General features: G+C 55.8%; 15 protein-coding genes. 4 read left to right on the top strand and 11 right to left on the bottom strand.

The genetic code is table 11. The annotated features are described in order from the left end of the window. Positions 1-105 precede the first annotated feature (105 nt). The 6 genes from Mal52_RS23255 to Mal52_RS23230 form a co-directional block, all read right to left on the bottom strand. Positions 106-4,233 (bottom strand): hypothetical protein, encoded by a 4,128-nt coding sequence (locus tag Mal52_RS23255; RefSeq protein ID WP_145378911.1) that lies wholly within the window; start codon positions 4,231-4,233, stop codon positions 106-108. Between the two features lie 104 nt (positions 4,234-4,337). Next, a complete protein-coding gene (locus tag Mal52_RS23250; RefSeq protein ID WP_145378910.1) occupies positions 4,338-7,139 on the bottom strand; it encodes a hypothetical protein in 2,802 nt (933 codons plus the stop codon). A gap of 65 nt (positions 7,140-7,204) precedes the next feature. Beyond that, positions 7,205-9,427: a BatA domain-containing protein gene (locus Mal52_RS23245; RefSeq protein WP_145378909.1), complete on the bottom strand. Its 2,223-nt coding sequence runs from the start codon at positions 9,425-9,427 to the stop codon at positions 7,205-7,207. Positions 9,428-9,608: 181 nt separating this feature from the next. Further along, complete coding sequence (locus Mal52_RS23240) at positions 9,609-10,520, bottom strand: DUF58 domain-containing protein (protein WP_145378908.1); 912 nt, start codon at positions 10,518-10,520, stop codon at positions 9,609-9,611. 88 nt (positions 10,521-10,608) lie between these two features. Continuing rightward, complete coding sequence (locus Mal52_RS23235) at positions 10,609-11,676, bottom strand: AAA family ATPase (protein ID WP_145378907.1); 1,068 nt, start codon at positions 11,674-11,676, stop codon at positions 10,609-10,611. A 438-nt stretch (positions 11,677-12,114) separates the two neighbouring features. After that, positions 12,115-13,125 carry a Kelch repeat-containing protein gene (locus Mal52_RS23230; protein WP_145378906.1) on the bottom strand — a complete coding sequence of 337 codons (1,011 nt, stop codon included), beginning with the start codon at positions 13,123-13,125 and terminating at the stop codon, positions 12,115-12,117. 589 nt (positions 13,126-13,714) lie between these two features. On the opposite strand from Mal52_RS23230, the gene Mal52_RS23225 reads away from it, so the two are divergent. Together Mal52_RS23225 and carA are read left to right on the top strand one after the other, a co-directional pair. Further along, positions 13,715-14,119, top strand: a complete 405-nt coding sequence (locus tag Mal52_RS23225) for an ArsR/SmtB family transcription factor (RefSeq protein WP_145378905.1) — start codon at positions 13,715-13,717, stop codon at positions 14,117-14,119. A gap of 217 nt (positions 14,120-14,336) precedes the next feature. Then, positions 14,337-15,467 carry a glutamine-hydrolyzing carbamoyl-phosphate synthase small subunit gene (gene carA / locus Mal52_RS23220; RefSeq protein WP_145378904.1) on the top strand — a complete coding sequence of 377 codons (1,131 nt, stop codon included), beginning with the start codon at positions 14,337-14,339 and terminating at the stop codon, positions 15,465-15,467. 228 nt (positions 15,468-15,695) lie between these two features. Here carA and Mal52_RS23215 read toward each other — a convergent pair whose 3' ends face one another. The 3 genes from Mal52_RS23215 to Mal52_RS23205 are packed head-to-tail and all read right to left on the bottom strand — an operon-like array spanning position 15,696 to position 17,777. Continuing rightward, complete coding sequence (locus tag Mal52_RS23215; RefSeq protein WP_145378903.1) at positions 15,696-16,754, bottom strand: ornithine cyclodeaminase family protein; 1,059 nt, start codon at positions 16,752-16,754, stop codon at positions 15,696-15,698. Between the two features lie 60 nt (positions 16,755-16,814). Next, positions 16,815-17,303 carry a CBS domain-containing protein gene (locus Mal52_RS23210; protein ID WP_145378902.1) on the bottom strand — a complete coding sequence of 163 codons (489 nt, stop codon included), beginning with the start codon at positions 17,301-17,303 and terminating at the stop codon, positions 16,815-16,817. A gap of 3 nt (positions 17,304-17,306) precedes the next feature. Then, entirely contained in the window at positions 17,307-17,777 is a 471-nt protein-coding gene (locus Mal52_RS23205; protein ID WP_145378901.1) for a CBS domain-containing protein, read from the bottom strand. A 593-nt stretch (positions 17,778-18,370) separates the two neighbouring features. Between Mal52_RS23205 and Mal52_RS23200 the strand changes: the two genes are divergently transcribed. Then, entirely contained in the window at positions 18,371-19,114 is a 744-nt protein-coding gene (locus Mal52_RS23200) for a hypothetical protein (RefSeq protein ID WP_231961955.1), read from the top strand. A gap of 88 nt (positions 19,115-19,202) precedes the next feature. Here Mal52_RS23200 and Mal52_RS23195 read toward each other — a convergent pair whose 3' ends face one another. Continuing rightward, entirely contained in the window at positions 19,203-20,210 is a 1,008-nt protein-coding gene (locus Mal52_RS23195) for a fasciclin domain-containing protein (RefSeq protein ID WP_145378900.1), read from the bottom strand. A gap of 375 nt (positions 20,211-20,585) precedes the next feature. Further along, positions 20,586-21,086, bottom strand: coding sequence for an SsrA-binding protein SmpB (smpB, locus tag Mal52_RS23190; protein ID WP_145378899.1), 501 nt, complete (start codon positions 21,084-21,086; stop codon positions 20,586-20,588). A gap of 412 nt (positions 21,087-21,498) precedes the next feature. On the opposite strand from smpB, the gene Mal52_RS23185 reads away from it, so the two are divergent. Continuing rightward, complete coding sequence (locus Mal52_RS23185) at positions 21,499-23,046, top strand: alpha/beta hydrolase-fold protein (RefSeq protein WP_197534413.1); 1,548 nt, start codon at positions 21,499-21,501, stop codon at positions 23,044-23,046. Positions 23,047-23,056 lie beyond the last annotated feature (10 nt).

The raw sequence follows: 23,056 nt of genomic DNA, 5'->3' as shown, positions 1-23,056 counted from the left end.
TTGGGAAATTCGGGGAGGTTACCTGGAGGGGATTCCTTGACCAGAGCTGTTCACTGACGTTGTACGTCGTTCGTCCTATGCGAGAAAGGTGCGTCGCGACGCATCCTACGGGTTGGCGGTATCCTCTTTGGTGATGGTTTCGAAATAGCGTTCGATGGCGCGGCGGTATTGTTCCGGGGGGGTGTGGCCGCGGCCTTGGCGGAGTTTGTCTTCCAGTTCCGAGGCCAGCGTATTCCAGCGAATTTGATCGCGGCGATTTTTGCGATTCGCCTTTGACTGATCCACTTGTTTTAATCGCCGATTGGCTTTGCGCAGTTCTTGTTGCAATTTGGATAAATTCTTGGCGGCTTCTTGCCCCTGGGCCATGCCGGCCATGCCGCCGCCCTGTCCGCTATTCGGAGCGAGCCAATCTTTTTCGATGTTGATGTTATTGGGGCGGGGCGGAATTCCTAGATTTTCTGCCGCCAATCTTTCATCTTCGAGCATGGCCAGTAATTCTTCCAGAGTCTGCGCCCGTAAATTGTCCCCTCCCTCGAGCTTGGCATTCGCCGGAGCGGCGTCCAGCACTTTAATGATGCCGTCCATGATCTCGTCGAGTTGCTCTTCGGCTCGGGCGAAATCTTGGGAGACGGTGACCTGTTGCTCGACAGCTTTGGGCATTTGGTTTTGTTGCAGTGCCAATTGTGTTGCCACCAGATCGGGTAGCAGATATTCGTCGAATGTCACAAACAGATCTTGCGCTAGCTGAATCAGATGATCCGGCATGCCGGCCAGCGTCGATTCCAGGCTTTCCAGTTTGACAGCCAGATGCGCCGTATCGATGGCGATGCGGTTTTGCTCGACATCGGCCGCCAGATGATGTAAGCCGTCGGCGACTGTATTGGCCTGATAGACCCATCCGGAGGTTTGTGTGATGAGTTTTTTCACCTCCGCCAGGCGATTCGCGACGTGTATCGCCAAACGGTTATGTTCCGGATGGTCGTTCATGATTTCCGGCAACCGCGTTTGAAATTCCTTCAGTTGTCGGTGCAAGGATTCTGCTTGTTCCCGCGCGTCCGCAGCGTCATTGCCGGCGGCGGCATCGGTCAACGATCGTGCCGTGGTGGCCAACATCGTTGCCGCTTCTTGCATTTTTGCCAATTCCCCTTCGTTGACATCCAAGTCCAGCGGAATCCAAGTGACATAGTTATCGAGCATCGTCGCTGCCCCCGCGGCAATTTCGGTGGAAGAACGTAGTTGCCACGATCGAATATCCTGTTTGGCCAATTCGGTTCGTTCGGCTTCGGGCAGTTTGGCCCACGCAGCGACCTGTTTGTTCAATTCTTGTTGCCGCCGCGCGAGGATCGTCAACTGATCTCTGAGTGTGTCGGCCTGTAACCGTGTGGCCGCCATGTACCGCCTCAACAAGCGGGGATCGTTGGCCAAGGCCTTGGCCAGCTCGGCTTGAATGTCTCGTTTGCGTTCCAACAGTTCTTGAAATTTCTTACGAAACTCTTCGTCCATTTCGAATTCCAGAAACTTGCGACTCTTGGGATTCAGTGTCGGCTTTTTGGACTGCAGTAGCGCAAACGTTCCTTCGACATAAAACTGGTGCATTTTCTTGATTTGCGCCATGGTCTCATCGAGCTTTTCGTTGAGTTTTACTACCTCGTACTTATGCGTCAGTTGTTCCAGCAATTCGCGGGCGCGGCGGATATGGTGTTGGGCACGCTGCAAATCTTTGCCGCGCGTTTCCGCCGTTTCGGCGGTGACTGCCGCCAAGTGTTCGCGGGCCGGGCCCACGTGTTCCTGGCCGATGTTGATCAACTGCAGGCCAATAAACGCATACGGCGTATCGACCGACTTCTCACGCAATTTCAGAATCGTCGCTTCACCGGCGGCGAGATGTCCGTCAGCTTGACCGGCCGAATCGGCTTTGTCCGCGTCCCAATTCGTGTCGGGGCTGCCGGAGACCAACGGGTTGACGCGTTGTTCGGCAGCGGCGAGTTGTTCGTCTAATTCTTTTAAAACCGGGTCGATTTGCAGTTGCAGTTTTTCGCGAGCCTGCCCGGCGAACGAACCGGCCCATTCGTCGATCATCAGCCGCAGCGGTTTGCTGGAACTGCGTTGGCCGACATCCAACATTCGGCGGGTCATCTCATCACCCGGTTTGGGGGCACCGGCGAGTTGGCCGCCTGGTTTCTGCGGGTCGTTCTCCTCAGGTTTTGCTGGGGGACTTTTTGAATTCTGCGAGCCAGCTGACGACGCTTCGCCCGGCTGAGGAGGTTTCTTCGCTGCATTGGGCTGGGAATCTCCCGGTTGAGACGGAGCAGCTGGTTGGGACGGATCGGTTGGCTGTTTCTCTTGGGATTCGCCGGGCTCTGTCCCCGTGGGGTCTTGTGCTGGCTTGGATTGCCCGGTTGTTGTGTTCCCTGTTTTTTCACCAGCTTTTTTACCGTCGTTTTCGTCGGGCGTCTCGTTATTCGGTTTTGTCGATGCTTGATCCTGTGGGGATGAAGCATCCGGGGGATCATTTGACAATCCCGATTCAGTATCGGCTGCAGGATTGTCAGTGTTCGTGGCGTTGGGGTTTGCCGCTGGATCATTGCTGGCGACTTGATCTTGGTTTTCTGGATTGGTTGTCGGGGGGTGCGGTTTCTGGTCCGCGGGTTGTGCATCGGACGCCGCTTTGGTGTCGCTCGGTTGTTGGTCAGATTGCGTGTCGGCGACAGCCGTTTCCTGGTCCGGTCGTGTGTCGGTCATGGTTTGTTTGGTGTCGAAGACCCGTACGGCGTAGCTGATTTCCGTGCCGTGCTTGAGGTCGAACTCCTTGAGTTCCAAGTCGACTTCACCGGCGATTGCTTCGGCTCCTTCTTGGTCGTCGAGCGGGATTTCAATGACCTTCAATTCTTTTGCATCGGGGCCATGTCCGTCATAGACGACTAGCTCGGCTTTCGTGATGCCGAAATCATCTTTGGCGGCGAATTCCACGGTCACCGTGTCATCGGGGCGGACGGCGATTTCATTGTCGGGGGTGGTGACTTTCACACGTGGTGCGCGGTCGCGATACACAATCACGCGACAGGTCGGCGGGCTGTCGTTTTTCAAACCATGCTCGCTGGTCAATAGCGGCGAGAGAGTCAGCGGTTTGGTCAGCAGTGTGGAAAAAACATACTTCCCATCGCCGTTCGCCGACAACATGGCGGACTGGTCATCTCCCAGCAGCATTTCAAACGTCGATAAGGCTGTACTGGCTTGAAAGGAAACCTCCAGTCGGCTGCCTTCCAAGGCCTTGATTTTACGAGGCAGGCCCTGTTGGTGCACTGCCGCCAATTGACTATAGGCGGGCGGAGTGATACGGAAATCAATCGCCGCAATTCTTGGACGTTCGACCACCGTGACCTTGTGCCACGCCGTTTGGCCGTCACCGCTGCGGATGCGGTATTCGAACGATTCTTCGACCGCCGGCACTTCATGCGTGAAAGTCGTCTGGTCCCCTTTTCCGGGAGGAAACAACTTGACAGGTTCGGGCGCGTCTCCATTGGCATAGCGCATGAACAACAGCGCTGAGGTTTGCGGTCGGTTTTTCACGGTCGCCTGTAAGTGCAGCGGTTCGCCTTGGCCGACCAGCGTGTCGCCCGTGACGGCTGTGACTTGGGTCACACTGATATTGGCCGCGGGCATCCAAAAGCGGCGGATCAACACCGACGTCTGCTGCCAATCCATGGCCATGGCCAACAACAACATGGCGGAGATGCCGCCCAGAATATAAGCACCGTGCCGCACGCCGTCGGTTTTAGCGACTGCATCTGTTGTGACCACAGAGTCCAGATCGGCCGCTTCGCTCGCGACTTTTTGGATCATCGCCTCTGCGCCCCGCATTTCCAGCGGGTCGTCATTTTCGGAATACTCCGCGACCGTTGACCAACGTTCTTCCAGTTCCGGAACGGCCTCATCGACTTCGCGGGCCACGTCGCCCAGTTGGTACCGCGCCAGCAGTGGACGCAGCCCCCAAGCGAGCAATAACACGCCACCGACAGACAACGAGATCACCGTCAACAGCGTACGCATGGAGGTGCTAAACAGCGTGAACAGCCAGTCGATTAACATGGCGCCCATCATTACCGCCAAGAACCCCGCGAGCGCAGTCATCGCGCCGGCCAGAAAACGCAACTTGGTATTGCGGCCCCGGACATCGCGCAACTTTTGGCGGACGGGAGCGGGAACTTCAACAGAGCGCGTGGTCGTCGACATCGTGCGACTCCTTCAACTACATACGTTGGGCGGGACGATTCATCTTAACTGTTTTTCTGACAGAAACTACAACAAGTTAAGGCCGGGACAACGTGAACGTCAGGTTAGGCCAAGCCGGTCATTTTGCGAATTGTCCATTCCACGGCCAAGCAAATAAAGATCACCCAAATACAGAACCAACTATCCCACATCGCCTGTCGCGACGTCTCTTCGGTCACGTGCGGCGAGAGATTGATTGTTTGCAACACTTCGCTGACCGCGGTTGGTGGGACCACTTGCCCGCCGGTCAATTCGGCGATTTGTGCCAACAAGGGGCGATTGGAGCGGGTGTCTCCCATTTCCATGGACAATGTGGGATCAATCGAAATCGGTGTCTCAATCGGGCCTTCGGCTTTTTCGGATCTCAACAGCTCCTCGACTTCACCGCCGGTGACAGCCACGGCATAAGAACCGACAGCCAACCCGTCAAAGCGTCCTGTGTAGCGGCCAGGGATGTTCGTGTCCTCGGTCAGCGACACAGATGCTGCGACTTTGCCATTTTGTTGTGCGCGTGCCTCAAGCTGTGCTCCGGTGAACGGCGCGCCATTCAGAGTTCGCAATTGCACAATCGCTTCAACACCCTCGCCGGTGTTGTAGGTCGATTTGTCGGTCTGAATGCGGACCGTTTTGGAACCTGTCGACAGGTCGCGAGCGATCGCCCAGCGAATGAGTTGCCCCCAAAATTGGTGGTGGTATCGATCGCCATTGCGAATCCGTAGTTGATAGGTCGTCGGCGCCGACAAATAAACCACCCGTCCGCGGCCTACCATTTGCCAACATAAAAAGGCCCGTCCCGAGTCCCCACTTTCCGTCCCGCTCGCCGCTACGGCGCGAATCAAAGTATGACTGGTCGGCTTGGGCTGGCTGTAGTCCGACATGGAATAGACCGGAAGTGAGTGCGACATCTCTTGCCAAATGCGGTCCCCGCTAAAAGCATCTTCGCCAATTTGCAGAGCGTCGGCCAATTTGCCTTCGGCCGTCAATTGCAGGTGGAAACCGTTTTTGCGATCCGCAATCTCCGACGACTCCTCGACGGGAATCAATTCTTCCAAGGGGTCTCCCCGAAAGGCGTGCGGCATTGCTTCCTGCCCGGCGATGATGACCAGCGTCCCACCTTGGCGAGTCACATATTCGCGCAGCGCCTCTTGGCTATCCTGGTCGAGTTGGCGGGGAGTGACATCCCCCAGAATCACCATCCGGTAGTAGCTCCACTCCTCCACTTTGCGAGGAAATTCTGGCAACCGCTGTAGCCGCCCGGTCCCGGCAATCTCTGGTGCAAACAGCAATTGTTCATATTCGAGACTTTTGTCGCGGGTGAACAGGTTCGACAGATAACGAAATTCCCAGCGCGGCAGATTGTCGGCCAATAAGACGCGGATCGAATCCTCAATCGTCTCCACCTCGAAGGCAGCGTAGTTGTTGTCGTTGTTGGTTTCGTCGACAAGTGGTTTCACACGCAACTGAAAAGCATGCCGCCCATATTCATCTGCGACTTTTGAAAACAAGACGCGGTGGTCCGCCCGGTCGGAAGAGACGGTGATTTGTTGCTGATCGATGACACGATCCTGGTGCAGCAGTTCAATATCCAGCGTTTCGCCTTCGCACTTATACGTGGTGACGATGGCCTCGATGGAGATCAGGTCGTCCTTAGCGACTGCCGGCGGCGCGTCGACATGGTGCACGATGACGTCCCGTAACATATCGGCCATGCCCAGGGGAACAACATGCACCGGCAGTTTTCCCAAACCTGCTGCGACGTCGCGGGGAGTCCGGCCTTCCACGGCGTTGTGCCGTCCGTCGGAAAAGATCAGTGCCGCCGCAACATCCTCGCCAGCGGCATCGCGGCTCAATTGCTCCAAACCGGCGGTGAGATTGGTAATCCGTTGCGCCGGATCGTCGTTCGCTTCAGCGGTTGCGGGATCTTCAGGAATCTCCCAAGTTGCGTCGGCGACCGCATTGGCCGCGTCGGATAGCAGATACCGCCGAATCCGTACCGATTCGGAGAGTTCTTTCAGCCAAGTCTCTTCGGCCGAGTTCAACAGCTGCATGACTTTGTCACGGCGACTGTAGGCCAATTCACTTTGTAGCGGGGTATTGGATTGCGAATTAAAAAACGCGTCTCCCTCCTGATCGGCCATAACCGATAAACGCTCCACACCGCGCGTGACCCGTTCTAGTCGCGGCAGCATGGCATACATCTTCGCCGTGCCGTCCTGTGGCACTAAGGGCGACGATTGCAGCTCCTCCGAAAGCGTGCCCAATTCGGGGATCAGCACGCCGATGTCTTTCAGTTGATCCTGAACGATTGCGGTAAATCGAGAGCTGGCGGGAAGATCTTTGACCGTCTCCAGGTATTCTTGCAGCCGCAGAGCACAGCGATGGGACGCAGCGACCGCACGACCGAGGGAATTGTCTTGGACGCCTCGGTCAAGAGCGTCGGTGGCACTGCGAAAATGTTGTTCGGCGGCCACGGCGGAGATCCGCGCCCGATCACACGCTTGTAGCGGATGCAAAGCAGCGCTCTTGCGGCGGGCCAAGGCCCACCGCCAATCCTCCAAGGCGCGCGGAGCATCCACAACTTCCATACTGCCGCTATTGTCGGCAAAGATGGCGATTGTGCGGGGGGTGGAATGTTGTTTGATTGTCACGTGCGTCGGCCCCAACAACATCCACAACACGACTCCCAACATCGCCGCCCGCAACACCCAAAACAGGGGGATCAACCATCGCCGCGTCAATCGTCCTTCACGCCATATTGTCCAACCAAACAGCGCCGCCAAGACAGCCGCCAACAGCACCGCTTGTGTGACGGTTATCGGGCCTTCGAAGGCAAATTTTTCAATCGTTTCGGTTTGCGGCGCTGTCATTATGTTTTTTGAACTTGAGAGAAATCGTGAACGTGTCTGCCGACGTGCTGCGGGTTATGTCTCTATCACACGGTCGGCGCCGCACGGTATGCGTACCGCCGGTTGGTCGACCAAGCGGAAATCAACATCTCCACAACGATGAACAGTAAAAACGCCGTCAACAACAGACTCCAAATCGGCTCGCGGCGGATTTCCACAGTCTGCCCCGCCGGTACCGACAATAACTCCTCCGTAAATCGCAGTCCGCCCGCTTGGGCTAAGAGTGCGTGCTGCGGTTCGTCCAGCGGCGTCAAATCCGATTCAGCGGCATCTCGTTGAACATGAAACGGCACCTGGACTTCGGAATTCGCGCCGGGATTGACCGTCAGCAGATAGTTGCCCGGCAAAAAGGCTCGGTGATATTCGAAAACTTCATGGCGGTCGGTCAATTCCGGTAATAACTCGATTGGCTCACCGACTGGCGGCTGCAATAACGCCTTCGATTCCTTTTGTCCCACGTCCTGAGAAAACAGGAGCGGTTCGCCCGGCTGCAGATTGCGTTTGGCGACTGCCGGTTCGGAAAGATACCACAGCCATTCGTGCACCATCGGCACATAGACTTGGCACAACGGCAGATTGCTCCAACTCAACCCAACCGGCATGCACTGGGCGATCACACGCCCCGCGCCTGAGTATTTTTCCGCCGCCAAAATCGCTCCACGGTCGGAACGCAATAACACCGAGATCCCGCTATCGGATCCCGGATTACGGAATTGGTGGCGACGATAGATTTTGACTTCGTCGACATCCAATCGCTGGGTATCGCCTAACAATTCCGTAGCCACATGCTCGGCTTCGGGAGGATGGACCAAGTCGAATTTGTCGCGATCGTTCGCATCGCCTGTCGGCTCTTCTAGCAGTAACGGCGCGATGCCTTGGCCCTCTTGATGCAGCAACGTATTGTAGGTCTCCGCATCAGCTTGCTCGCCGAGCGCAATCCACAATCCACCGCCGCTACGCACATAGTCTGACAACTGTTCGGTGGTCTCTTCGGAAAGCTTGGGGACATCGGCCAGTACGACCGCGTAATAATCGCTCAATGTCAGCGTGTCCAATTCGTCGAACCGGGCGACGGTTGGTTGAAAGACGGAAATCGCCTGCTGTTCGTCATCGTCAATTGATTGCACTTGTCCCAGAGCCGCCAGCAAATAACTCGATTCGCTACGGCCGTTGATCTCGTCGTCCTCTGGTCGCAAAATCAACAACGGCACCCGCTCGACCGCCTCAACGACCAGTGACCCCACGTTGTCGGCGTTCAAGTTGTCGCTGCCGTCGATGCGACATTGAATCGAACTGACGCCGGCCTCTTCGATTTCGTGTTGAAAAGGAATCGTGACCGATTGCCCTGACTCGAGCGGGTCAATGGAGGAGACGCCCAGAGGTTCGCCGTCGGACTCCCACTTCAATAACATCGCCGCAGTCGGTTGCGGACCACGATTGGTGAGCACCGCCCGTACGGTGAATTCGTCATCGACCCCGACCAACTTACGCGACGTTTGTAACTGGTCCACCGAGAGGTTCGTCCATTCGGTATCAACGTTCGCCAATTCCAACACATTCACCACTGTGGGAATCGCGGTTTGCTCGATGAGTCGTTCCACGCCGGTCCAGGCAGCGGTTGCGTCGCTTTGCCAACCATGCCGACTGCCGTCGGTCAAGACCGCGATGGTGCGTGATGTCGCACTGCTTGCCGGCACAGCATCAGCCGCCATTTGAACGGCTGAAAACAGATCGGCCGTGGCTAACGTCGGCTCCAATTCCGAGAGTGCATGCCTGAGTTGGTCGGTTGTCCCGGAATCAACCACCGCGGCGGAGGAAGTCAGCCAGCGCGGACGATTTCCGGCAAGCAACACCCGCACCGAATCTCCTTCGCCCAGCTCGGCCAACAGATTATTTGCCCGTTCAATCGCCCGGTCGAACACTGTCCCCTGGTCGAGTTCTCGCGACATTGAGAGCGACGTGTCGATGACAATCACCACATCCCGCCCCGCTGCGCTGCCGAACCATTGCGACTGCACCATCGGTTGGGCCAGGGCTGCCACGATCATCAAGATCGCCAGCGCCCGCAACACCATCAGGATCAAATCATCGACCCGCATGATCCGCCGTTTTTTAGTAAGGCTGTCGGACAAAAACTGCATGGCGCCCCACTGCACGACTTCGCGGCGGCGGCGATTGAACAGATGGATCAACAACGGAACCGCGACCAACGGCAACGCCCACAGAAATATGCCACTCAGAAAACTCATATTCGTCTTTCAAGTCGTTTCAAAACCCACTGACGCATCTCACTGGGTGCCACTGGGTGCCACTGGGTGCCACTGGCTCCGCCAGTGTTTTGCAGGGAGTGCCAACATTTGATTTCGCACAGGCAAAACCAACGGTACTCAAAGTGTCACTTAGCTAGCCTCACACAAAAAATTAGGGAAATCATTTCTTGATCCGGGCGGCGCGGCGGTTGAGGTAATACGCCAATGTGTCTCCCAGATTATCTTCCGTCGAAAGCGGCACGTAATCGCACGCCAGCCGCGCGCAGCTTTCTTGCAGGTCCTCTAAGTAGACCCGCATCCGCTCCAAATAGGCTTTCCGTACCGAGGGGGGATCGAGATCGATTCGCAGGCCGTCTTCTTCGAAACATTCAAACTGCGAAAAACGATCAAACGGAAACGTCCGTTCCTCAGGGGCTAGCACATGAAAGATCAACACCTCATGCCCCCGCAGCCGCAGGTGGTGGATCGCCTTTTTCAAAGGCTCCAATTCCCCAAAACAGTCGGAGAAAATCACGATCAGGCCGCGGCGTTTGATACGGCGGGCGACTTCCTGCAGGTTGCTTGCCAACGAGGTCATGCCCCCCGCTTCGTTCCTGCGCAGGGCATCGAGAATCGCTTGCAAATGATGGGCGTGCGCTCGTGGAGGAATGTATTGCCGCATCTTTTGATCAATCAACGCAATCCCAACCGCGTCGCGCTGCCGTAACATCAGTCGCGACAAACAAGCGCACGCCATGCGCGCGTAGTCCAGTTTGGAGACCGTCGAGTGCCCGTATTGCATCGATCCGCTGGCGTCGACCACCATCACCGCCTGCAGGTTCGTCTCTTCTTCGAACTGCTTAATGTAATAGCGATCGCTCTTGGCATAGACCCGCCAATCGATCAAACGGATTTCATCGCCAGCGGAATAGGCGCGGTGCTCGGCAAATTCGAAACACCCCCCTTTAAGCGTCGAACGATGCAACCCGGACAAGACGCCATCGACAACGTTCGTCGACAACAATTCCAAGTTTCCGACTTTGCCCAAGGCTTCGGAATCCAAAAGCTCAATACCGTTCGGCGCGGTTGACATAGGGAAATAGGCTTTAGGTTGTAGGCTTTAGACTGTAGGTGAAATGGTCACCGTCGCTTTTTACTCTGGCCACCGGCCACTCTCGTAACTATCTCCCCGCCACAGCGGCTCCTTGACGTTCTTGCCGTCCCTGCGGCGGTTTCAACTGGGCGATCAGTTTGCGGATGATATCGTCGGTCGAAACGCCTGCCGCTTCGGCGTTAAACGTGGGAATGATCCGGTGCCGCAAGACTGGCAGTGCCACGTGGGCGACATCCGAGGCGGTCGCGTGATAGCGTTTGTGCAGAATCGCCCGCGCTTTGGCTGCCATTAAAAGAAAAATACTAGCCCGCGGACCGGCGCCCCATTGCACCATGTCTTGCAGATCGCCCGGAAGTTTCCCTTCCTCAGGCCGCGTCATCCGTGCCAACGTGACGGCGAACTTATAAACATGATCTGCCACCGGCACTTTGCGGACCACGTTTTGCATCTGAATCAATTGCTCGGCAGTCAGCACCGGTTGGGTCTCGGCGGCGTATTCGGTCGTCGCTCGCTTGCAGATTTCGATTTCGTTTTCGAAGGAGGGATAACCCAACTGAATCTTAAATATGAAGCGGTCCAACTGTGCTTCTGGGAGCGTGTAGGTCCCTTCTTGTTCGATGGGATTTTGTGTGGCCAATACGAAGAAGGGGTCGGGGAGCGGATAGGTGTCGCCGCCGATGGTCAATTGCCGTTCCTGCATCGCCTCCAACAGGGCACTTTGCGTCTTGGGCGGGGTGCGGTTGATTTCGTCGGCTAGAATGATATTGCCAAATAGCGGCCCCTTGATGAATCGAAACACCCGTTTGCCGGTCGTGTGATCCTCCTCCAGCACGTCAGTCCCGGTGATGTCGGCCGGCATCAGGTCGGGTGTGAATTGAATGCGGCGAAACGACAGGTGCAACAGCGACGACAGCGTCGAGACCAACATCGTTTTCGCCAAGCCCGGCATGCCCTGCAAAATGCAATGACTGCGACACAGGATCGCGATCATCGTTTGCTCGACCACATCCTCCAACCCAACAATCACGCCTCCCATTTGTCCGCAGATGTGTTGGTACTGCGCATTCAATTGGTCGACGGCTTGGATTTCCTCCGGCGACGCGGAAATATCCGGGGTTTCATTCGCTGCGGTCATGAGCGGCCTCTATAAGAAATTACAGGAGGGGTGTTTCAAGGATTCGGAAATTGATATCTCAAGAACTAAGATTCTTGTCGTTCGCGAATTGTCTAACTTTCTTCGACGGATTTAGGGTAAACCATAGGTTTAGCGGCAATTGCGCAACGGTCTGTGAGAAAGCCAGGCCGAGAGAATGCGAGCGCAAAGCGGCGAGGCGCTGACAAATCGATCGCTGACCGAGCTGGAAGTGCAACGGTTAGCAAGCCGAACGGACATCATGACGAGCACCTCATGAAAGGACGGGATGTTGAGTGGCGAACTCCTGAACGCATTGATCCGGCGCATCGCCCCCCAATACGCAAAGGCTTACACCTGAACGCCATCGTACCGAACTTTTTCACGCAGTCAAATTTTTTTCACGCCGTCTGGCGATTGCCCGAAATCGACCGCACGTTCTCAATGGTCGTCGAGCCACTTCGAGCTGACATCCAACGACCAGACTTCGTTATTCAGCGGCCGCGCGTGTCCTCCCGCAATCCACAGTTTGTCCTGAAACACGTAGGCGGAATGTTCGTGCCGTGCTTTCCAAATCATTTCTGATTTCAATTCCGTCCAATCCCGGCCGTTGCGCGAATACCAGACGTCCCCCAGATTAGTCGAGGGATTGTTGGACCACCCGCCCAGTACCCAGATGCGGTCGCGATAGGTGACTGCGGAAAACCAAAGTCGCGGCCCCCAGGGCGCTTCTGCCGTGACCTCGGTCCAATTCTTGCCATCTTCGGAACACCAGACGTCGTTGTTCGCGGAATACTCCGGCACGTAGTTCCCACCCCCCAGGACCCACATTTTTTCGTCATGAACGACAGCGGCGTGATACGAACGCGGCGACCAGGGTGCGTTGTCCGTGGCCAATTCCCAGGTCTTGCCGTCGCTCGATGACCAGACGTCGTTTTTCAGGCTCTTCTCGTCACCGAAGTAATAGTTTTCGGAGCCGCCCAGAATCCACATCTTCCCTTTGAATTCGACAAGCCCGGCCGCCAGGCGCGGCGACCAGCCGGCGTTGTCGGTCACCTGTTCCCATTTTACTCCGTCGCTCGTCGACCAAACTTCGTTGCTGGCGGAGTGGCCCGGCAGGCGTCCGTTGTACCAGCCTCCCATCAACCACATTTTGTCGTCAAACACCACCGTCATCGGCAAGTCGCTATGTTTCCAAGGTGCCTGCTTGTCGACCAACGTCCAGTTTTTTCCGTCGGGAGATTTCCAAACATCGCGGGGCGGCGCTTCAAAGGAACCGAACCAGCCTCCGAGGACCCAGAGTTGATCCTTGAAGACGACCTCCCCTTGCGAATCACGCGGCTGCCAAGCCGCATGGTCGGTGACCTGGGTCCAATTCGGCACATCGCTTTGGGCGAGTACAACACCGCTGCTGCAGGACAGGACGACGAGGCTGAGTAGGATGTATTTCAAAGTTGATGTCTCCTTAATGTGTGCGACCTCCGCGCCACAGTTGTGTTCCGTTAGGCGATAAGTTTGGCATCGGTACAGTTCGCTAACATAACACGCAACAGTTCGCGCAGCGACGGTTTCGGCTCAATTCTGGGGATCTGCCAGGAGGTCGTTCTAGGACATTCAAATGCAAAATTGGGCGAATCTTATTGACGTTTGCACATGTGACGGTAATAATGCGAGATGAAGAGCTAATTTGAGTCCTTTAAAGTTGAGTAGCGAGGTACGAAGTCGCGCCGTATTTAAGCACCCTATCTTGAGAGAATTCTTCTCTATCGTAACGGCGAAAAACGCGTACTGAGCATTTCGTGGCGGCACCCTTTTCTTGGGCTGCGCCATGGGCACGTCTTTTTTTAAAAGCCAGTCTAATCGTTTTTCACCAATCCTAAAGATTCCCTCAGGGCGTCCACCTTGTCTGTACGCTCAACGTTGTGATGCGCATTTCCGGGCCAACTTTTGGTGCTCGTCGCATCGTTTTTACCGTTCACTCGAGAACCATGCCGGAATCGCTGGTTAAATGTTCTCACAGTCTGAAAGCTAAGAGGAGATTATGATCTCCAACGTCATCCCCCACGACGAAACCGCTGTCGATGATTCGATCTCCGACACCGACGCTCCGCAACTTCCTGAGCAACTCGAAAAAGACTTGGTTCAAGTCTTCAAGTTGTTGTCTGACGAAACGCGATTGCGGATTCTGCTGTATCTCACGCAGCAAGGCGAATTACACGTCACCGCGTTGTGCGACCGCCTGGGCCAAAGCCAACCGGCTGTCAGCCATCACTTGGCGCTGCTCCGCGTCGCAGGATTGATCGAAGCTCGCCGCGATGGAAAGCACAATTTCTATCATGTCCGTCGGCAACACTTCTATCGCCTAATGTCCGAAGCCTTTGCCGGCCTGTCGGGCGACGGTGAAATTCGCTTCGAGGATTTTGTCCTCACGCACGCCGAAGGCTAACACAGCACGGGGCAGGTCTGGACGAGCACGGCAAACGTCCTCAAGCCTGTCCCCTCAAGCCCCGAGCCTATTTCTAAGGTGGGAGTCGCTTTTCATCCGCACGGCGGTCTGCTAAAACGGAAGCGTTTGGCAGATCGCCCGGTGTCCGCGCCAAACCTGCAGAAATGCCGATGTCAGCGACACCCGCCCGGATGATGAACTGAGCCAGACTCCGCCCATGCCCGCCGCTAAACTTGCACTGGAAGATGGGACCGTATTTACTGGAGAAAACTTCGGTGCCGTTGGGGAAATCTCCGGCGAAGTCGTTTTCAATACCAGTATGACCGGTTACCAGGAAATCCTCACCGATCCCTCCTACCGCGGTCAGATCATCACGATGACCTATCCGCTGATCGGCAATTACGGGGTCAATCCCGAGGATGTCGAAAGCTCCGGATTAAAGCTGTCAGGATTCATCGTTCGCGAACTCAGCCGCCGCCGCAGCAATTTCCGCTCTTCCGCTGCGCTGGAAGATTACCTGGCTGAAGCCGGCGTGATTGGCATGTCCGGCATCGATACGCGGGCCTTGGTCAAACATATCCGCACCGCCGGCGCCATGACCGGCGTGTTGTCCACAACGGATCTGGATGACGCCTCGCTTGTCGCCAAAGCCAAAGCTAGCCCGGGACTCGTCGGTCGCGATTTGGTCAACGAAGTCATTCCCGAAAAATCATACAGCTGGGACGAGAAACTCTCCCCTTGGGCCAACGTTGCCTCGACGATCGAAAAACAACCAGCAAGCGGACCGCAACCACATGTCGTCGCTATCGACTACGGCATGAAATGGAACATCCCGCGACATCTAGCGGACCTGAACTGTCGCGTCACGGTTGTTCCGGGCACAGCCACCAGTGCAGAGGTTTTGGCACTCGAACCGGATGGCGTGTTTCTTTCCAACGGCCCAGGTGATCCACGACCGCTGGATTATGCGATTCGTACCATCCAGGAATTACTTGGCAAAAAGCCAATCTTCGGGATTTGCTTGGGGCAGCAATTGCTCGGACTGGCCACCGGGATGGAGATTTACAAACTGAAGTTCGGTCATCGCGGCGCGAATCAACCGGTGATGAACAAACAGTCCGGCTGTGTAGAAATCACGTCGCAAAACCACGGATTCGCGCTGGATGCCAAGACGATGCCCGACGACGTCGAAGTCACACATGTGAATCTCAACGACGACACCGTCTCAGGCATCCGCCACAAAACACACGCCGCCTTCGGCGTCCAATACCACCCCGAAGCCTCCGCCGGCCCCCACGACAGTCGGTACCTGTTCGAGCAATTCTATCAATCGATGCTCGTCGGTTAATCCGAGTGAGGGCGACGCACCTTTTTAAGTCTGGCATCAATGACAGGGTGGCAGCGATTGCCCACGGCGACCGGTGGGCCGCAGGCACAAGAGACAGCAATTTCAACCGTCCCCGCCAACGAGACATTGATCGTTCAGTACCCGAGAATTGTACCTTCTTGCGGACTGCGCCCGCCCCGAAGCCCCTGCTGAGCCGCCGCGGGGAATTGTGCTCAAGCCCGCGCGTCTTCACACGCGGACCCAATCCTTCAAATGCGCGTGCTCGAAAATCATCTCGTGTTGGATCTTGAGGTCCTGCCCCATACCCGCTTCTGCGGCTCGCTCGTACATGGCGACGGCGATGGCGACGTCGACGTAGGCCAATCCGACCGCGTTGAAATAGATCCGCTCTTCGTTGTTTTCGCGTCCCGGTTTGCGGCCCATTAAGATGTCGACCAGATCGGCATGGATATCCGCATCGGTCATTTCCCCTGCTTGATAAATGCGGCTGAGGGTCTGTGTGCGGTGTTTGACGGTTTCCCAATCATCGCAGACAATTTTGTCGCACAGTTTGGCCACGGCGAATTCATCCTCCCAGCCCCCGACGTGGCTATAGAACGCTCCCGGCTTAATCCAGCCTGCTTTGAGCAGCGGGGCCTGTGCGCTGGTGGCGGTCACAATCACATCGGCATCGACGACGGCCCGCCGCAGATCGGAGTCGCACGCGACGATCTCCATGTCGGACAAAATCGGCGACATCTCTTTCAGAAATTGTGCTTCTTCGCTCGGGAGCTTGGCAGCGACAAAACAGCGTTTCAGCGAGGGCAGGGCGGTCTTCATGGCGATCAAATGCATTTTTGCCTGCTCGCCGGCACCGATGAATCCAATCGTTTCCGCATCCTGCCGCGCCAGATGTTTAGCAGCCAGGGCACCCATACTCCCCACGCGGACGTTGGAGCACAGGGTCCCTTCCATGAAGGCGATCGGAAATCCGTGTTCGATTTCCGAGAGAATAATCACTGCCGAGAGGTTTTGAATGCCATGTTTGACCGGGTTGGGCGGGAAGACCGACACCCACTTCACGCCGCAAATCTTGCGGGTTTTGAACGTCGCCGGCAAGCAGTTGATTCGCTCCTGGGTGTCGTCGTTGAATATCTGCACGATTTTATCAGGAAAGATCACGTCCCCCTGATCAAACGCAATGATCGCCTCCTCCGCGGCCTGCATGGCCATGCGAATGTCCAGGCACCCTGCTCCCAAAAGGTCTTCTTGGGAGTAGTATTGGCAGTGGATTTCATGAGAAAACATGATTTGTCTTTCATTGTAGGAATTGGCCGCTGGCAACTGACGCAGTAAATCGATTGGGTGTTATTGGTCGTCCATGCATTTCCGCAGGAACTTGGTGACCCGCTGCGGGCTGACGATGCCGACGATGTTTTCATCCCCGTCCACCACTGGCACGTGCCGATAACCGCTAACCGCCATTACCGCCAGTGCCGATGCGGCCGAATCCGATTCGTCGACATAGACCGGACTGGCCGTCATCACTTCTTGCACCGATTTGTCCTTCACGTCGGCGTACTCCAGTGCCACTTTTTCCAGTATGTCTCGGTCACTGACCAACCCCACCAGTTTTCCTTGGTTCTCAATCAATACACAGGCAATGCCCTCACCGACCAACGTTTGTAGCACTTCCTGAACGGTCGTGTCGATAGGGACGCAGGCATAGGGCCGCGACTGGATCGCCATCACGGTTTCCTCATGCAAGGCCTGCTCGATGGGATCGTCAAATGTCGGTGGATCGTAGTTTTCCAATGGATCTTGGAAGGGCGTTTCGTTTTGTTTTTCGTTGGCCATGATCTAAGCCCCCTCTCGTTGTTCGGGATAGCCTTTGGATCCGACGCGCTGCACCAGCACCTCGCCGGGAAAGTGTTCCGCGACATACTCCATCAGCCCTTTTTGGCCCGTGATTCCGACGACCGCGTCGTCTTCATCCACGACCACAACGAAGCGAATATTTTTTGTTTCCATCGCTGCTAAGACGGTTTCGATTGGGTCACTAGTTTTTACCCAGGGAAAGGTCTTTGCCAAGTGCGACTCGATGGGATCGTTGATCGTCGCCGGGTCCCGCGCCAGCAGACCGCGGAGCATCGCTTCGGTAAACATGCCCTGCGGCTTTCCGGAAGCATCGACAGCGACGGCGCATCCCAACTGGGCCGCGCGCAATTGCTGGACAACATCGCGGACCGTTGCCCCTGTCTTGATAGTCACCACCGGTCGCAACGCCAAGCGGCTGACCGTCTCGTTTTTGACGTTTTCAAAAAGCCCCATGATTGCTCCTTTTTTAAACCCAGATCGGTCAGTCCAACAACTTTGGTTCACCCCACCCCCGACGACTGTAAGATTCCGGCAGTTCCCGCAGTTGCCCAGCTCGAAGTTAGACGCAACAGACGGGCCAACACAAGGGGCTGAAAACGCATGACGGGGGCGTGACCATTGGTCGAATTTGCCATCGCGGCAAAACAATTCAGCGGGAGCAAACGTGCTCCACAATGCGGCGCTCAGCAGCGAGCCAACGCGTGCGGCCCATCATGGGCCAACTCCATCACCGATCAAAATCGCGATCCAGGAGGAGCCTGTGGTAGAGAATGGAAACTTGCCTAGCAAGCCCTTCGACCACCAATGCAGATTATAGCTCACAAATGCGTTTTAGGGCAAGCTTGTTGTTTTGAACGGTCGTCGTCAAACCGAATGATCCAACCGCACCGAAATTGCGTTCCTGCTGAGGGCGGATGTCATAGACCGGAAGATTCTCGGTCGACTCTGGCATCGTTGCCGCAAGATGGTTAAAGTTTGAAAATGCCGTGGCTACTGCCGCGGATATCCTGCATAGCCTCTGCTTACAATTGGAAGGACACATACTCATGGCAGATGAAGCGACATCACCGTCACCGGAAATCAGCCAAGACGCACCAGCCGCGGGCAGCGGCATTCCTAAGAGCATCTTTTTGATTTCGTATCCGAAAGTGGTCTTTCTTTATCCAACGTTTTTGGCGGCCTTGTTCTGCGGGCTGTACATGACCTTTTCGGGCGCCGAGCCGGCCGACCCCAGCGGGGCGGTGATTACGACTTTGTTTCTGTGCGTCTTGGCGGTCAATATGATCGTGCTCAGTTTCGACTTCCCCCGCACCACGTCGTTGACCTTGTTCTTCTTTGTTGCGGCCATCATCACCGGCGGTGTGTTGTTGTTTCGCACCTACCCCGACTTGGTCCCGGCCATCACAGATTTTCTCAAACTCTTCCACCCCTTTGCTAATTCCCACTTTTTCTACTTCTTTGCCACGATGATCGGAATTATTTTCATCGCCGTAGCGATCAACGTGCAGTTCGACTACTGGGAAGTCCGTCCCAACGAACTGTTGCATCACCACGGTATTCTCAGCGACTTGAAACGTTACTCCGCTCCGAACTTGCGGATTGACAAGGAGATCAACGACGTCTTCGAGTATGTGCTGCTGCGGTCAGGACGACTGATCTTGCAGGCCCGCGGTGAAAGTCGAGCCATCATTCTGGAGAATGTGTTCTTCATCAATCGTAAGGAAGAACAACTCACCCGCATGCTAGGCGCGTTGCAAGTGCAGGTCCGCGACCAAAACGCAGCCCATTGAACGCCGGAATAGCTCGTTGATAACGAACATAAGGGCGCCGAGGCGAGTAGCCGCCGGCGCCCTTATTCACTTCTGCCCCACCCAACCCTTACGGCAGAATGACTGCGTCGATCACATGGATCACACCATTGCCACACTCGATGTCGGCTTTGACCACTGTGGCCTCATCGATGCGAACCTTCCCATCATCGACAGCGATCGAAACCGATTCGCCATTGACCGTCTTGGCCGACTTCAGCTTCACAACGTCGGCAGCCATGACACGACCGGGAACAACGTGATAAGTCAAAATCGCCTGCAACTGCTCGCGGTTTTCCGGCTTGAGCAAGTCTTCGACAGTCCCCTTCGGGAGTTTGGCGAACGCTTCATCAGTCGGTGCGAAGACTGTAAACGGCCCGTCCCCTTTGAGCGTCTCCACTAAGCCTGCTGCTTGGACAGCGGCAACCAGTGTTTTAAACGAACCTGCAGCGACAGCGGTATCTACGACATCCGCTTTGGCTTTTGACGTATTCGATGCTTGCGGAGACTTCTCCGGAGGCAGAATCACGGCATCGATGACGTGAATGATCCCGTTGCTGCAAACGATGTCGGTTTTCACAACGTTCGCGTTATTAACTTTGACCTTGCCGTCCGCAACAGCGATTGCCACATCGTCACCTTGTAACGTTTTGGCTTTGGAGAGTTTGACGACATCCTTCGCAGCCACCTGACCGGCCACCACATGGTACTTCAGGATCGCTTGCAGTGTTTTTTTGTTCTCGGGTTTGAGCAGATTCGCTACAGTCCCTTCGGGCAAGTTAGCGAAGGCTTTGTCGGTGGGAGCGAATACTGTGAAAGGCCCGTCGCTCTTGAGTGCGTCCACAAGTCCAGCCGCTTTGACGGCGGCGACCAGCGTCTTGAACGAACCCGCCTTGACTGCCGTGTCAACAATGTCAGCTTGTGTCGACTTCTTGCTCGCAGCAGGCGGTGGGGCGGGATGGTAGTAAGCCACGCGCTGCGGTGAGGTGTGTTGAACCGGTCGGCTATTGGGGCAGTTACCAGCGACGGCAGTTGTGCAGATCAGCCCGACGAATGAAAGTGATAGCAGTGTGCGCATAACGGTCTCCAAGAAATGTGATGTGGACTCGCGAACGTCGGTCCCAGATTTCGCCCCGGTTCCAAACTTCGCAGAGGCTGGTTTGCTGAATCCGTACAGCTGTCGGAATCGCGCACTCAGCAGAAGGTGATGTCAGCGACTTTTGAAAACAAGCGGCTGTCTCACAACCACTTGTCTCCCATCGCTCGACGGCTTTCTAGGCCGGAGGATGTCATTGACAACGGGTGGCGGCCCGGTTTTTTACGATCCCACCAAAAGAATTGGTCGGTTTCACCACGGTGATGCCAGACGTGCTTTCCGCGTCACCAAAGTTGTGTTTCCAACGCAGGTCTCGGGGGATAGGCATGGTCAACCAAGCCACATTTCTTGGGCCGCCTAGCGGCGGTGGGTCATCGCCCGGCGGATTTCCATTTGGGCGGTATCCTTTTTGAGCTTATCCCGCTTGTCGTGCAGTTTGCGTCCACGGGCGGTGGCCAGTTTGACTTTGGCAACGCCCTTTTTGAAGTACATCGCTGTGGGCACGAGCGTCAGACCATTTTGACTAGCCGTTTCGGCGAATTTGCTGATCTCCCGGCGATGCAACAATAGCTTGCGCGTCCGCTTCGGCTCGTGATTCATGAGGTTGGCTTGCGGGTACTCCGCGATATCACAGCCGACCAGATAGACCTCATTCCCCTGTACCCGGCCGTAGGCCTCGTCCAGTGAGACCTTGCCACTCCGCGCGCTTTTGACTTCGCTCCCTTGCAGAACGATGCCGCACTCCATTTCGTCCAGGATTTCGTACTGATGCCGCGCTTTACGGTTGCGGGCGATCGTTTTGAAATTCGGATCTTCGGTCGATTTCTTCTTTTTGCTTTTTTTACTCTTTTTACCCATGCTGATATTCCCAAGTTGCGCCGTCCGCGGGTTCTTATTTTGTCACAGATCGATTACAGGTTGAACTCAGGTTGAGTGGTTCTCGCTGTTTTCGTGATCTGCGTCGGGTGTCCTACCTAGAAAGGTGCGTCGCGACGCACCCTGAATTCAAACTCCCTCTCCCTCTGGGAGACGGCCGGGGTGAGGGTTTTTGCATGACATTTGCTAGTCTGGAGACAAGTTCGATTCAACCAGGTTCGTTATTATAGGCGACCGAGGCGCCGAATAGCACCCCGAGCTGACCGGGCTGGAAAGTCTTCTTCGTGGGGCATAAACTATTTGGTAGATCATATTTGTCGCTCTATAAGCATAGCCCCTTCTCGGCCGCATGCGCACAATCAGCACACCTGCTGCCCCTACTGAAAGCAAACTTATGGCGAATTCACGTCGTTTCCTTAGACGGTCGGCTAAGACGCTGCTGTTCTTTTTTGCCTGGTTGCTTTTCTTTTATCTCTCAGATCGGCCCGCCCCGGCGGCGGCCTCGGATTTTTCGTTTGAAGTCAGTTTCGATAAGGCCATCCACGACAAACCTTTTACGGGCCGCGTCTACCTGTTTTTCAGCAAACGCGAAACCCCGGCCCCTCGTTTTGGTCCCAACTGGTTTCGCCCAGAGCCATTTCTTTCAACGCAAGTCAAAGATTGGCAACCCGGCACACCGCTCAGGATTGCCCCCGGCGACCTGGAAGAATTGCGGACATTCCCCAAATCATTTGCCGAAGTCTCGCTGGATGGCCTGTATGCCCAAGCGGTCGTGCGGTTCAATCCCCATGAGCGCGAAGTCGGCCAAGGCGCTGGGAATGGATTCAGCAACGTGGTGCGAGTCGATGCCAAGGCACCGGCCAAAACATTGCATCTGCGCGTCGATCAATTGGCCGAGCCCCCGAAATTTAAGGAATCAAAGTGGTCCAAAGAAGTCGTCATGCGCAGTCCGTTGCTCAGCGATTTTTACGGACGCGATGTCGAAATGAAGGCTGCCGTGATTCTGCCGGCCAGTTACTACGACGAGCCGCAGCGGCGCTACCCGGTGATCTATCAAATCCCCGGATTCGGTGGCACACACTTTCACGGTCGACGAAGCAAACCGGTCGCGGAGAAGAACGAGGAAGGGGTGGAGTTCATGCGCGTGATGCTCGATCCCAACTGCCCACGCGGACACCACGTCTTCGCCGACTCGGCCAACAACGGGCCGGTTGGGCAGGCGCTGACTGATGAATTGATTCCCCACATTGATGACGAATTCCGCACCATTGATCAACCGGCCGCGCGGTTCCTCACCGGGCATTCCTCAGGAGGTTGGTCGAGCCTGTGGTTGCAGGTGGCCTATCCCGACTTTTTCGGCGGCACCTGGAGCACTGCTCCGGACCCGGTCGATTTCCGAGACTTTCAGCAAATCGACTTGTACCGCGCCGGCGAAAATATGTACGTCGATCAGGACGGTCAAAAACGTCCGCTGGCCCGCCTCAATAATCAGCCGGTGTTGTGGTATCAGGATTTCGCCGACATGGAATGGGCGCTGGATTACGGCGGACAACTGCACAGTTTCGAAGCTGTCTTCAGTCCCCGCGACAAAGCAGGGAAGCCACTATCCGTCTGGGATCGCGAAACAGGTGCGGTCGATACCGAGGTGGCCAAAACGTGGGAGAAGTACGACATCCGGTTAATTCTTGAGCAGAATTGGCAAACGCTCGGCCCCAAACTGGCGGGAAAAATTCACGTCTTCATGGGAGACGAGGATACGTTCTACCTCGACGGGGCGACTGTGCTCCTCAAAGAAGCACTGAGCAAACTTGGCAGCGATGCCGTTGTCGAAATCTATCCCGGCAAAAATCACAGCAGCTTGATGACGCCTGAGTTGATGGCCCGTATTCGCGGCGAAATGGTCGCCGCCTTCTTGCGAGAATATCCCCTCGGGGGACCGTAATTGCCGTCGC

Source organism: Symmachiella dynata, from assembly GCF_007747995.1.
Classification (GTDB): domain Bacteria; phylum Planctomycetota; class Planctomycetia; order Planctomycetales; family Planctomycetaceae; genus Symmachiella; species Symmachiella dynata.
The sequence above is the reverse complement of the archived record's forward strand: the minus strand, read 5'-3'. Positions and strand labels throughout refer to the sequence as shown.

Bases quoted from the DNA above. Each gene is read 5' to 3' on its own strand.
- smpB (WP_145378899.1), bottom strand. From the start codon at position 21,086: ATGGGTAAAAAGAGTAAAAAAAGCAAAAAGAAGAAATCGACCGAAGAT.
- Mal52_RS23215 (WP_145378903.1), bottom strand. From the start codon at position 16,754: ATGTTTTCTCATGAAATCCACTGCCAATACTACTCCCAAGAAGACCTT.
- Mal52_RS23235 (WP_145378907.1), bottom strand. From the start codon at position 11,676: ATGACCGCAGCGAATGAAACCCCGGATATTTCCGCGTCGCCGGAGGAA.
- Mal52_RS23240 (WP_145378908.1), bottom strand. From the start codon at position 10,520: ATGTCAACCGCGCCGAACGGTATTGAGCTTTTGGATTCCGAAGCCTTG.
- Mal52_RS23250 (WP_145378910.1), bottom strand. From the start codon at position 7,139: ATGACAGCGCCGCAAACCGAAACGATTGAAAAATTTGCCTTCGAAGGC.
- Mal52_RS23210 (WP_145378902.1), bottom strand. From the start codon at position 17,303: ATGGCCAACGAAAAACAAAACGAAACGCCCTTCCAAGATCCATTGGAA.
- Mal52_RS23205 (WP_145378901.1), bottom strand. From the start codon at position 17,777: ATGGGGCTTTTTGAAAACGTCAAAAACGAGACGGTCAGCCGCTTGGCG.
- Mal52_RS23225 (WP_145378905.1), top strand. From the start codon at position 13,715: ATGATCTCCAACGTCATCCCCCACGACGAAACCGCTGTCGATGATTCG.
- Mal52_RS23255 (WP_145378911.1), bottom strand. From the start codon at position 4,233: ATGTCGACGACCACGCGCTCTGTTGAAGTTCCCGCTCCCGTCCGCCAA.
- carA (WP_145378904.1), top strand. From the start codon at position 14,337: ATGCCCGCCGCTAAACTTGCACTGGAAGATGGGACCGTATTTACTGGA.
- Mal52_RS23195 (WP_145378900.1), bottom strand. From the start codon at position 20,210: ATGCGCACACTGCTATCACTTTCATTCGTCGGGCTGATCTGCACAACT.
- Mal52_RS23200 (WP_231961955.1), top strand. From the start codon at position 18,371: ATGGCAGATGAAGCGACATCACCGTCACCGGAAATCAGCCAAGACGCA.
- Mal52_RS23245 (WP_145378909.1), bottom strand. From the start codon at position 9,427: ATGAGTTTTCTGAGTGGCATATTTCTGTGGGCGTTGCCGTTGGTCGCG.
- Mal52_RS23185 (WP_197534413.1), top strand. From the start codon at position 21,499: ATGGCGAATTCACGTCGTTTCCTTAGACGGTCGGCTAAGACGCTGCTG.